This is a genomic window from Cardinium endosymbiont of Sogatella furcifera (assembly GCF_003351905.1).
Taxonomy (GTDB): Bacteria; Bacteroidota; Bacteroidia; order Cytophagales; family Amoebophilaceae; genus Cardinium.
In genome coordinates this window covers 475,747-489,305 of sequence record NZ_CP022339.1, presented here as the reverse complement: position 1 = coordinate 489,305, position 13,559 = coordinate 475,747, and the positions used below count along the sequence as shown (strand labels likewise).

At 39.9% G+C, this 13,559-nt stretch carries 5 protein-coding genes and 1 pseudogene; 2 read left to right on the top strand and 4 right to left on the bottom strand.

The features are described 5' to 3' along the window. Positions 1-138: 138 nt before the first annotated feature. Positions 139-1,350, bottom strand: coding sequence for a trans-sulfuration enzyme family protein (locus tag CE557_RS02095; protein WP_114909964.1), 1,212 nt, complete (start codon positions 1,348-1,350; stop codon positions 139-141). Positions 1,351-1,577: 227 nt separating this feature from the next. Between CE557_RS02095 and CE557_RS05150 the strand changes: the two are divergent. Then, positions 1,578-1,760, top strand: a pseudogene (locus CE557_RS05150) (IS66 family transposase); the annotation flags it as partial. A gap of 22 nt (positions 1,761-1,782) precedes the next feature. Here CE557_RS05150 and CE557_RS02085 read toward each other — a convergent pair. Further along, positions 1,783-5,370 (bottom strand): sodium:solute symporter family protein, encoded by a 3,588-nt coding sequence (locus CE557_RS02085; RefSeq protein WP_114909962.1) that lies wholly within the window; start codon positions 5,368-5,370, stop codon positions 1,783-1,785. A gap of 212 nt (positions 5,371-5,582) precedes the next feature. Here CE557_RS02085 and CE557_RS02080 point away from each other — a divergent pair, with 212 nt between their 5' ends. Next, a complete protein-coding gene (locus CE557_RS02080) occupies positions 5,583-9,032 on the top strand; it encodes a sodium:solute symporter family protein (RefSeq protein ID WP_114909961.1) in 3,450 nt (1,149 codons plus the stop codon). Between the two features lie 273 nt (positions 9,033-9,305). Here CE557_RS02080 and CE557_RS02075 read toward each other — a convergent pair whose 3' ends face one another. Both CE557_RS02075 and CE557_RS02070 read right to left on the bottom strand, forming a co-directional pair. Further along, on the bottom strand, positions 9,306-12,053 hold the full coding sequence (locus tag CE557_RS02075; protein ID WP_114909960.1) for a sodium:solute symporter family transporter: 2,748 nt from the start codon (positions 12,051-12,053) through the stop codon (positions 9,306-9,308). A 50-nt stretch (positions 12,054-12,103) separates the two neighbouring features. Beyond that, a complete protein-coding gene (locus CE557_RS02070) occupies positions 12,104-13,534 on the bottom strand; it encodes a sodium:solute symporter family protein (protein WP_114909959.1) in 1,431 nt (476 codons plus the stop codon). Between the last annotated feature and the right edge of the window lie 25 nt (positions 13,535-13,559).

Genomic DNA, 13,559 nt, shown 5'->3' with positions numbered 1-13,559 from the left:
GCGTTTAGTTTACTACATTAAAACGTATGTATTCAGCGCAGTGGTTTTTTGTCCACTTTTTTATCAAGAAAAAAGTGGAATAAAATGCATCCATTAACCAGTAATGTGAAAAGATACATTAAAACAGAGAAACGCCCATTAGCATGTACGCAAAGTAGCTTCCAGGGCATCGATAAGGTCTTGTGCATCTTCAATACCACAAGATACACGTACAAACCCTTCGCTTATGCCAATGGCTTGAAGCTGTGTAGCATCCATTGTCCCATTAGACATCACAGGAGGATAGGAAATTAAACTCTCTACACCACCTAAATTGGCGCCAAAACTCCATGGACGACACAGCGCTTGCATAAATTTACTACTCGCATCGGCGCCTCCTTTGAGTATAAAGTATAACATACCACCATGCAGGCCATTACTATGTTGCCTATCTGCCAATGCTTTTTGTGGGAAATCCAACAATCCTGGATACCCTACTTTATCTACCTTAGGATGATCTGCTAAAAATGCAGCAATCTGTGTTGCATTGCTAGACTGTTCTCGTATGCGTAAGTGCATGGTTTTAGTGGATTGCAAAGTCAAAAAGGCAACCATAGGGCTCATGATACTCCCATGTCTGTTTCTATAAGCAAAAATTTGAGGCCCATTTTCTTCAGATGCACATGCTACGGCACCACCGATGGTCATATTATGCCCATCGTAGTATTTAGTAGTAGATTGAATCACTATATCTGCACCAAAGCTCAACGGACAAATCACCATAGGTGAGGCGAGGGTACTATCGCACACATGTTTGGCACCTACTTGATGGGCCAATGCACTAACCGCAACTAAATCGGTTAAAGTAAGTGTTGGGTTGGTCGGATATTCTGAAAAAAGTACTTTCGTATTGGGTTGTATGGCTGCCTCTATTTCTACTAGACTGGAAAAGTCTACAAAAGAAAAAGTTACGCCAAGTTGGCCAAAAAGGTCACGTGCCACTTCTTGTGTAGTGGCATAACAACCGTTTGAGAGTATACAATGGTCCCCATGGCGTAAAAAAGTGGCCATGGTAGTAACAATGGCTGCCATGCCTGAACCAAAGCAATAGGCAACTTGTGCTTTTTCCAGCGTAGCAATCTTTTCTTCAAGCACTGAAACAGTAGGGTTTCTTGACCCAGAATAAGAATGGCCCTTGGCTAAATAGGTTTCAATGGACTCCTGTACAAATACGGATGATTGAAAAATAGGCGTAAGGATAGCACCTGTATGGGATTCTGGAGATACACCAGCATGTACCACTTCAGTAGCTACTTGTAAATGGCTACTTGCCCATGTGTGCGTGCCAGAAGATGGTAATGGATGGGGCATGGTCAAAATAATAAAGTAAAAACATAGGCTAGCAACGCATACCTGAATCTGCCGCACGCAAGTTAAAAAAATAGCTTGGAAAAGAAAAAGGTATCTGTAAAGTGAATGGAATATTTAGTTGTGTGATTCGCAACATAATGGCCTAAAAAATCGGACATACTTTTATTTTATTTTCCGTATGGTATAGTTTTAAAGCCATAAAATAAATTAAAATTAATTAGAGACAGATTTCATTGACCAATAACTTAGCTGAGAGACAAATCAGACATTACGTGGTATATCGTCAAAACTCACATTTTACGCAATCGGAAAGAGGTAACAAATTCCTAGAAGAGGTCCTCTCTTGATACCTAACTTGGAGGCAACAAAAACTAAATCTCTTCCAGCAGTTGCAACGTATTATCACTTAAAAACCACTCCGCTGCATAGACACTATCTATCTTTATCCTTTTTGGTATAGGATTGTTTCCGCTTACTTTGACAAACCGCTAATGCCTGTTTAGCGGCTTGTTCCAACGTGGTGCCTACCTCTGAGCCTAAGTATGTATGGGCTATTTGGACATCTATGGACAAGGTTTCTTGCGCCATATGCTGCACCTCTGCTAGATGCACATAGCCTGATGCATGACGCAAGTCATAGAGCCGTTCAGCTAGTTTAATAAAAAGAACAGAAAGCTGTACATGGTCTTCCTTAATCGCTGCTTTCAACCGATTTTGTACATACAGCAAGGAAGGATGATCCAAGCTTTGGCGTTTATCTATGCCTACTACATTCAATACAAAGGCATAGACCCCTAAATTATAATGTTGCTTGATATAAGAAAGTGGCAAACAAGTATGCCGAACCAATTCATAAAGCAAAGCGGCATAAATCACCTTAGGTGAATGAAAAACCCAATCTACCACTAATGTGGCAATACCTACCGCCCGCACGTAAAACAATTGGCCCGAAGCATGGCGCTTAAAGCCAAAATGTTGCCGCAACAATAAAAGCAAACCTGAAATTGTACCTATATCTACAGGATCATTTGAATGAGCAGATTGACAGATATAATCATGAAACTGCATTAAGGCCATCATCGAATCGGCTTGCTCCTTAGGCGTAACAGGAGCGTCTGAGGTTAAGCAGTCTAAAGGAAGCTTAGTAGTCATTTTATCACGAATATGGGCCACATCAATAGGCAACACCAGCAGCATAGCTGCTTGACTACCATCAGCAGGGTATTCCAAATAGCCATAATGGGCATCTACCATACTGACTATCGTGTCTTGCCGAAGATCTATAGATGGTGGTACTACCTGCTTCCCCTCAGGGCCGATCACACCCAGCCTATCATCGTATAAAGGCTTAACCTTGAGCAATGAAGCTGGAGTGGCCTGATCATTACTTATGACTAACCCAATCGCCTGAAAAAGCAGCACCGAAGGTGCACGCTCATCAATAGGCTCCGCCTGTTTGAATTGTAAAGAAGTGGGATGGAAGTGTATGCGTACAACTGGTAGACTGGAACCATCTAACTGACCACTAACCCGTAAAATGCTTTGCACCAATAAGTAAACAACTTGATGGATATCACATACAATATGGGTGCATGGCGTCTCACTAGAGGGCGCTACAAATAGCCTAGGCGGGTGGGAGACCTCTTGGGACAAAGTAACCTCTACCTGACGAATCAACTTATCTAAAGTAATTTTAATAGGCTGTAGCAATGCATGGTTTTTGGCCTTTTCTCTTTTATTAAAATAGGCTACCCAATCATAGAGCTTATTGATAATACTTTGAAAATCTTGCTTATAAAGGGGCATATAACTATCTAAAAAAGAGATCGATTCCTCCACTTTACCTACTACTTGCGCTAAAATAGAGCCCTGTCCTTGCGGTACACGCAAGCCAGGAGCCATAGCTGCGTCATACAGCGCTGCCTTGAAATTATGCAATGTGCTAAACCTTTCTCTACCCTTTAGGTAAATGACTTGGTCAAAGTAACGATTATTCTTGGCCTTTAGGTAAACAAAAATGCTAAAAATAAGCAAGCCCACGCCCAAACAGAGCAACAACAGCAACACAATAGATGATGGCGATAGTACCAGTGTCTTGGTACAGTAGGTAGGACTAAGATAGGCCACTATGCATAGGGTAGCTACTAAAAAACTTACACTTAGATAAAGCGGAAGCACCAACAAGGTGACCGACAAATGGGCCAAAGATATACCTAGGGTTAAGAGCAGATTGGTACCATGCCACCAGTGCCAAAGTACATTGATAGGCAGGCAAAAAGACAAACCAAGCACACAAAATAAACCCATTACCCAACGCGGAATGGATATCTTTTCTGTAAAGGTGCTATACCCTAAAAAACAAACACCTACCAAGAGTTGTGCAATTAGCCAACCACTATGATCGGTAATAGCGCCTATAAAGTAGGTCAGCACATTAATGATCACTACATAGAGGCCTAGACTGGTTAGCGTAACACGGCTGGGCTGCAGCTTAGCCAAAGTATCTTTTTTATTTGTCCAAGCATTTTGAATGGTTTCTTTGCGCTCTGCTTGCTTACGGGCCGTTTCTTGCTTCATTTGATGCACCATATCATCCCGCTGGGGCGGCACCCAACCGGAACCTTCCGGCTGTTTGAATAGATAGTGGACAACCATCATGAACAGGGCATTGACCAACATAGCAATAAAGGAGCCATCCATGGATGTGATAGGTTCTACCCACTCGTTCCAAGATAGCATAGTCAGTACACCTGCAGCCATACCAATTAAAGCGGTACGGGAACTGCCTCGAAAGCCAAAAACGGCCAATACAAAAGGAGCGATCACTATGGGCACATAGCAATTAAGGGCCCAATACATCAGTTTAAGTAAATCATTACAATAAAAAGCTAGTATCATCGCCAATAAGCCTATGACTAACGTAGCCCATTTAGCTAACCTCAGTTGGTTAACCTGAGCTATATTTTTAGAAACCGGTATATGACCTAGGAGATCATGAATAGACATAACCGCAGAGGCGTTTAAGTTAGAATCAGCTGTAGACATCGCCATAGCCAACAAACTAACCGCAAGCAAAGCTTTAAAGACAAGCGGCACATTGTTTACTATATATGTCCAAATTTCTGGACCTGATAAGCCCGGTGCGCCTACAAAAACGAATATACCCACCAAGATTATAAAACTCCATATAGCAACGCTACAGATCGTGACATGCGCAAACACTTTTTGCGCCTGGATTGGACCAGAAGCCATGTACACACGTTGTATGATAGATGGGTACATACGACCTATCAAAAAAGAGAGAATCAATAACACCATGCTTATGAGCTTCTTACCACAACCAAACAAGCTACTAAATTGAAATTTAGTAGTATACCCCCCTAGAAACGAAACAATTTCTACAGTTGACTTGCCTGTTTTAATAAACATAAACCAAGCTAGTAAAGGAATAATAATGGAAAAGGTTATAAACTGCAATACATCTGTATAGGTCACCGCACGAACACCCCCAAAAGTGGAGTAAAAAATAAGCACTAAGGTAGAAATCATAGCAGCTATGTTAGGGTTAACGGTATCTATACACATGGTAATAGCCTTGGACATTGCAGTGATTTGCATAGTAATTGCAATTATAGCACCACAAACACTAACCAACGCAACCATAATCCTTGGATATTTACCATAAATGGACCCTATCGTTTCTGCCATAGAAAGGTGATTCATAAATGGCCCCATACGTAACGCTAGTTTACTAATAAGGTAGGCATCTAAGCATGTTATAAGGGTAATGGCTATCCACCACAGACCCAGATTATAGACACACTCTACCGTACGTAGTAACCCCCCTCCACTATAAGCAGTAGCCAACACCGTAGCCACTAAAGTAGCCGTAGCGAATTGCTTATTCCCCACAGCATGTTCTCTAAAAGAGGTTTTTTTTCTACTAAAGTAGATACCTACTGCCAAAGTCAACAACAAAAAAGCCCCTATGATTACAAGAGACATATGAAAGCATACCATAAAATCAAACGTTAAAAAGGCAAAAAATATTCATGGCCCCTTGAGTTCTGTACATTATTTCTTGTAATGCTTACAATAAAACGCTACTAAATGTGTAGCTACAATATACTTTATATTTTACAGAAAAAAGTTATAATACTTATATTATTCAAAGTCAAAAGGTAATTAGGCTAATAAAATTTATTGCGCAAACATAATATTAGGTAGAAACCATGTATGTTGATTGGATCATTATAACGGTATGCTTGACGACCATACTGGCTGTTGGGCTATATGGTAGCAAAGGGGTTACGACCTTTAAAGACTACGCGGTAGGGAATAGACAGATGTCTACGTTTGTGCTAACGGCTTCTTTAATAGCTACTGTTTATGGAGGTGGGTTTTTAACTACTAGGCTAAATGCCCACTATCATAAGGGCTTGTACACATTAATGAGGGATTTAGTTTTTCCTATAGGTTTTTATATAACTGCTCGCCTGATGATTGTCAGAATGAAATCCTTTATAGGCCATCTTTCTATAGCTGAATCAATGGGTATGTTGTATGGCCAAGCTATTCGCATCATTACAGCACTTTTTGGCGTACTTATGGCCATTGCGATCGTGGCCATTCAGTTTAAAGTAGGTTTAAGTATAGCACCTATTGTCTTCCCTACCATAAAAAATGGGTCTATGCTATGGGGAATCATTTTATCTTGTATTGTGATTGTTTATGCCTCATTTGGAGGCGCTAAGTCGGTAACATTTACAGATGTATACCAGTTTTTTTTGTTTTTCATTTGTCTGCCAGTTATTATTCTTGTCCTTCTATACCACACCTCACATCCATGGGATGCGTGGAAAGCATTAATACAAATACCAAAGTTTAATCCCATAAAGGTCTTTACATGGCATAATATTGGCCAGACCCTAAGCAGTTATGCAACTTTAATGTTATTTCCCATTAATCCATCACTTATTCAACGTATGTATATGTCTACCTCCGTGCAACATGCCACCAAGGTCTTTTGCAATACTGCGGCCATACGTATCCTATTTTCTATACTAGCCTGTATGGTTGCCATTATGCTACATATAGGTGGGCACATCCTACCTCCAGGGCAACAGGTCATAGACTATATTATAGACCTCGATTACTTTCTGGGTATCAAAGGGTTTCTGGTATCATCCATTATTGCTTTATTAATGTCCACTGCTGACTCTGACTTACATATTGCATCTGTTTTATGTACCAATGACCTATTTCCTTTCTTATTTAAAAAATTTAGCGCACTTCGTAAAGCATCTCTTAAAACAGCACGTATTACCGCTGCAACCATAGGCCTATTGAGTCTGATCACTGCGCTTTATACGACAAGCATTATCCAACTTCTAAACAAAGCAGCATTATTTTATACTTCTGCTATTACCGTTCCATTTATTATAGCTTGCTTTGGGTTTAGACCTCGTGCGGCTACGGTCTTATGCACTATGGGGCTTAATACCACACTAACCGCCTATACCATCTTTATAAAAGGAGAAGTTATAGAGCAACATGACATATTTAAATCTGTGATAACAAATACTTTTATATTGTTCATCTTACACTACCTCCTACCTAAAAGGGCACACACAGGTTGGGTAAATATTTTAGATGATAGTCCCGTACAACTACAAAATCAAGAAATTAAGCGTTGGTGGTTAAGAAAAATAAAATATATCCAATCTATTTTTACAAAATATTATTGGTCTAGCATCTTCCCTAAGCATACTTCTACTTTTATTGCATTTGGTATTTACCTGATTATCTATAGTTCTATATCCCTTTTGTATATACAAAAAACCTATCTGTACCTGTATATCTATTGGTATATAGCCATTATGGCTATAGGCACATTAATTACTTTCTATCCTGCTTGGCATAACTATCACAAAGGGAGCCATGCTTTTTTAGATGGACTATGGCCTATCTTACTTTATATAGTTTTATTTGTTTCAGCTTTTACATTTGCTACACTCAGTCATTTTGCCCCTATATCCTGTGCACTCATCATCGCCAATATTGCTTTAAGTAGCCTATTACTGCCCTTACCTATAGTGCTTATGATGTTGGCGATAGTACTGGCTATCAATAGGTGGATGATAGCTGGTTTACCGCTTCAGGTCATCTGGTTAGATAGAGCAGTTACTACACTAGAATGGGTAAGCGCCGTAACCATCACATGCGTTTCCCTGATCAGTTGTCTAACCTATCACTATGCAAGACGCAAAATCCAACTAAAATGTCAAATTATTGAACTAACCAGAAACTACGAAAGGAGTATTATCTTAACATCCATGCATAACCAAGCCAACTGGAATCGTTTAGATCCTACCTATAATGGCAAAATACTACAAGAAATAGCTGATACACTAGAGCCTGATATTGAATGTGTAGATGCACAAAAACAGAAGCTCTACGCCTTGAGCCGCATCTTATTACAGAGAGCGAAAGAAGAACGCACGCTGACTTTGGATCCCCAATCTTTACAACAAGTAGATATCGACGCAGCGATCTTTAAAGCGTATGAAACGGTTCGTGACCTATCCAAACCGCTTCAATTACTAGTAAGAAAACAAACTAAAGCGACCCATATATTAGCCGCATCTGCGCTTATTGAGCGATGTTTCACTATAAATTTTTGGGAAATTTGCCAAAGCAAACAGGCGACAAACCATATCATTACCCTAACGATAGCAGATACCTTATTGGCGTACCATGCCCATAAAGATAACCAGTTAGCTATAGACAACATCAAACCACTCAGCCCTCCCCTACTCCCTGCACTGGCTTTTTGTATTTCTACAGATACAGCTACGCCCAATCTGCTACCTACTTATGTAATGACCGATGAAGTGATTGCAGCTTATTTACCTAAAGAGACACATAGTTTGTATCAAGTAGAAAGCAGGCAAATAATACAAGCCCATGGCGGATATACAGCAATAACAGAGACAGCAGAAAACTTGACTTTCCTTTATGTATTACCTTTATGTGGTAAAAAAGTCATGCGCTTAAAAAGGCACCACATGGAAGACTTATTCCAAGAAGTAGCAGAAACAGTTGAAAGCCTAGCGCAAGAAAAGGAACTAATCCATTTGTTGGTGAAAGAAACCACATTAACACAAGAAAAAATAGAGCAAACGCTTGCTTTTATCAAGCAAGCCCATGGGATAGCTACTCGTCAATCAGGTGATCCTTATTACACGCATCCGATGGCCGTCACGAAACTTACCTTAGAGGTGACCCAAAACCCCACAACGCTTTTAGCGGCCTTATTGCACGACACCGTAGAGGATACAGCTGTTACCCTAGATCAAATAGAACTATTATATGGATCAGAAATAGCTCATATCGTGGGTATGGTGACGCATTACACCACACAGGGTTATCGACGGAAACTAGATCGATCGGAAAGGCATCTGGCATTACATCAATGTAAGGATATCCGTGTGATGCAAATCAAATTAGCGGATAGGTTGCATAACCTAAGAACTTTATCTGCACGTAAATACACAGCTCAACTAAAAGTTGCGCAGGAAACGGTAACATTTTATATCCCTTGGGCTAAACAAAACAATATGGTGAACTGGATACCGGAAATGGAAGCGCTTTGTCAGCAAATCTTGTCTCCACCTAAATAGAAGCAACACAGTGGACGAGATACCTATTGGAAATAGATAAAGCAAGCTACAAATGGAATTTAGCTAAGAAGAGAGTAACTGGTTAACAATGAAATTGTACCTCACTCCATATAGCCGAGCAATAGGCTTGGAAAGAGAACGGAATCATTAGAACCAGGTGTATCGAAACAGTAACAAATAGCTATCTATTCACGCCATTGCTTCGTAAGGCATTTTTATTTCTACTTTTTCCTTGATAAGGAAGTAACCAAAAATCAATCCCTACAAAATGGGCTATCTATCTTGATCCTTTTGTTTATGTTGCGTTTTCTCTTTACGTTTATACTCCGCTAGTGCCTGTTTAGCAGCTTGCGCTAGTGCCAATCCGATCTCTGGACCCAAGTAGGTATTGGCTATTTGCACATCTATGGCTAAGGTCTCTTGGGCCATATGCACTACTTCTGATAGATGTATATAGCCTGAGGCATGACGCAGGTCATAGAGCCGTTCGGCCAATTTAATAAAAAGAACAGAGAGCTGCACATGATCTTCCTTGATTGCCTCCTTCAAACGATTCTGTACATACAATAAGGAAGGATGATCTAAGGCTTGCCGTTTATCTATACCAACCACATTCAATACAAAAGCATAAACCCCTAAATTATAATGTGCTTTAATATAAGAAAGCGGTAAACAGGTATAACGTACCAATTCATAGAGCAAAGCGGCATAAATCACCTTAGGAGAATGAAAAGCCCATTCTACCACGTATTCAGCGATCCCCACCGAACGTACATAAAACAATTGGCCTGAAGCATGCCGTTTAAAGCCAAAATGTTGGTGCAATAATAAAAGCAAACTAGAAATGGTCTTTATATCAATAGCGTCTTTTTGATAAGAAGTTTTACAGACATAGTCATGGAATTTCATTAATACCATCATTGAATCGGCTTGTTCTTTAGGCGTAACAGGAGATTCTGAGGTTAAGGCATCTATAGGCAGTTTAGCAGTCATCTTATCACGAATGGCTGTGACATCATTAGGCAGTACCAGTAGTATACTGAGTTGCTTACGATCAGTAGAAGCTTCCAAATATCCATAGTGTGCCCCAATAATAGTGGATATAGTTTGCATCTGAAGATCTATTGATGGAGGCGCTTCCTGTTGACCTCGCGTACACATACCATCTATTAAATCATAATAGACCTCCTTGACCTTAGGAAGGTACTGAGCAGAAGCAGCAGAGTGACTTATAACCAAACCAGTAGCTAAAAAATCCATACAAGTAGGATAACTGTTATCAATAGGATCAGCTTGTGCAAATTGCAAAGAAGTAGCATGTAGTTGGATACGAACAATTTTTGTACTAGCGTGCTCTAGATTACCAACGCGTAGAATAGCCTGAGCAAGTAGATAGACGATTTGATTCATATCGCATACAATATAGGCAGATAGGGTTCCATTAGAATCGTTTATTTTTTCTACCAATATTCTAGGTGGATCATCTACTTCTTGGGATAATGCCACTTCCACCTTACGAATCAGCCTATCGAAGGTAATTTTAGTAGGCTGCAGTAGGGCATGATTTTTATATCTTTCTTTTCTATTAAAATAGGTAATCCAATCGTAAAATTTATTGATAATACTTTGGAAGTCTTGCTTGTAAAGGGGAACATTACTATCTAAGAAGGAGATAGATTCCTCAATCTTACCAACTACCTGGTTTAAAATAAATCCATAACCTTTAGAACTAGAGGAAGTATCACTATTAGATGGAACCAGCGATGCGTTATATAGGCATGATTTTAACTTGCGTGCTTCTTTAAGCTCCTCTCTACGTTTTAGGTAAGTTATTTGGTCATAGGAACGCTGCGTTTTGGCTTTTAGGTAGACAAAGATGCCAAAAATAAGTAAGCCTAAGCCCAAACAAAGTAACAATAGCAATGCAATAGTTGATGACGATAGCACTAGAACGAATGGATTTGTACAATAGATTGAACTAAGGAATGTGGCGATTAACAGAGTGGCCATTAAAAAACTTACACCAAGATATAAAGGTAGTACCAACAAGGTTACCAACAAATGCGTTAGGGATAGACCTAAGGTTAAGAAAAGATTAGTGCGGTGCCACCAGTGCCAAAGTACATTGATAGGCAGGCAAAAAGCTAGGCCTATGATAAAAAATAGACCAACCACCCAACCTGGAATAGGTTGAATCTTTGCTGAGAAAAATGTCCCATATCCTAAAAAACAAAAACCTACTAAGAATTGGAGTATCAGCCAGTAATTGTGATCCATGATATGGGTTATACAATAAGTCATAAAATTACTGATGATAACATAAAATCCTATAAATATTAGCACCGCATGACTCGGTATTAGCTTAACTAAAGTATCTTTTCTATTGATCCAAGCATTTTTAATCCTTTCTTTGCGTTCTGCCTTTTTACGGCTATTTTCTTGTTGAATTTGTAGAAAATCATTATCTGGCTTAACCCAACCGGTACCTTTCGGCTGCTTGAATAGATAATGAGCAGCCAGCATAGCTAGTATATTGATCAGCATACAAATAAAAGCACCATTTACCTCTATTATAGACTTAACCCACTTATTCCAAGATAAAATAGCTAACGCACCTGTAGCCATCCCTAATAAAGCAGTACGAGAAGTGCCACGGAAACCAAAAACAATTAAAATAAATGGGGCAACTACTATAACGTCTAGATCTAGTGTCCAAAACATTAATTTCAACAGGTCCTTACAACAAAAAGCTACGATCATAGCCAATAGGCCAACTACTAGTGTTGTTAACTTAGCTAGAAGAAGTTGATGCCGATAAGGATCTGCTTTTACACCTCGTATACTTTCCAACATATCATGGCTCACCATAATAGAACACGAATTCAATTCAGAATCGGCTGTTGACATAGCCATTGCTAGTAAACTAATAGCAACAATACCTTTAAAACATGGTAAGGATTTCCCACTAAAAATCAAACAAGGGGGAAGTGCAAACCACCTTATGCATCCATCAAGCAGCATACAAATGGGCAGTGTAGCGTTATAGCTAGTACGCTATTTGTATAGATCCCTTATCGACTCCAACCTGCACCTTCCGGCTGCTTGAATAGATAATGCGCAGCCATCATGGCTAGGCCATTGGCTAACATACACACAAAGGTACCATCTATACCTGTTTTAGCCTGTACCCATTTATTCCAAACTACCATAGCCATTGCGCCCGTGGCCATACCTATTAAAGCTGTACGCGATGTACCCCTAAAGCCCAAAATAGCTAACAAAGCGGGAGCAGTTATGACTGGAAGCGAAAAAGCAAAACCGAGCATGAGCAGCGCGAATAGATCCTGGCAATAAAAAGCCAAAAACATACTGGATAGGCCTATAATTAGGGTCGCCCATCTAGCTATTTTAAGCTTACGCAAATCATCCATTGTTTGTGGCTTTTGTAGAGGTGCCCAAATGTCATGGCTAACGATAACAGCACAAGCGTTTAAGCAAGAATCGGCTGTAGACATAGCCATAGCGAGTAAACTGATACAAAACGCCCCCTTAAAAAGGGGTGGCACATGTGTAGTTACATAATACCAAACATCTGTGCTTTGTAACGCGCCTCCCCCACCTACAAAAATAAATAAGCCAATGAGCAGTATAAAACCAGTAATCAAAAAACTAAACAAACTGACATATAAAAAGGTTGTTTTTGCTTGATGAGGATCAGCAGCCATATAGACCCTTTGCATAATTTCAGGCGCCCCTAGATCAGGCACGAGCACACATAGTGCCATTGCAACCATATCCAAACGTTTCGTATCAAAATGGCATAGACTACTCAGTTGAAAGCGTTCTTGTGTTCCTAAAAAAGCAACGATGTCCACCATAGACTTACCTGTTTGCCTAAACATCAGCCAAGCCAAAAATGGAATAATAAGGGTAAAGGTTATAAACTGTAGGATATCTGTAATAGTAACGGCACGAATGCCCCCAAAAACAGAATAGGAAATAAGAATCAAGGCCGCACAAATGGTTACCATACGCGCGCTAAAACCATCTAACGCTACACAAATGCTAACCGCGTGCACCATGGCAATAATCTGCATAGTAATGCACACAATAGACCTACCAACAGCCACCAATGCTGTAATCATCCTTGGATATCTACCATATACATTACCCATCGTCTCGGCAATAGAGAGGTTATGCATAAATGGCCGCATACATACCATCAACCGACTAAGAATCCATCTACTAAAACTATTTATAAATAGAGCAAGTATAATCCAGTAAAGACCCGATTTATAACTATACTGCACATTGCGTATCAACCCTCCTCCACTATAATAGGTAGCCAGTACCGTAGCCACCAAAGTAGCCGTTGCAAATTGTTTATGCCCTACTGCATATTCCCGGAAGGTAGTATCCTGCCTACTAAAAGCAATCCCCACCACTAGGGTTAACACCAAAAAAGCCCCCACGATTACAAAAGGAAGATGCAAGCAGATCATAGACTAAAGCATTAAACTGGTAAAA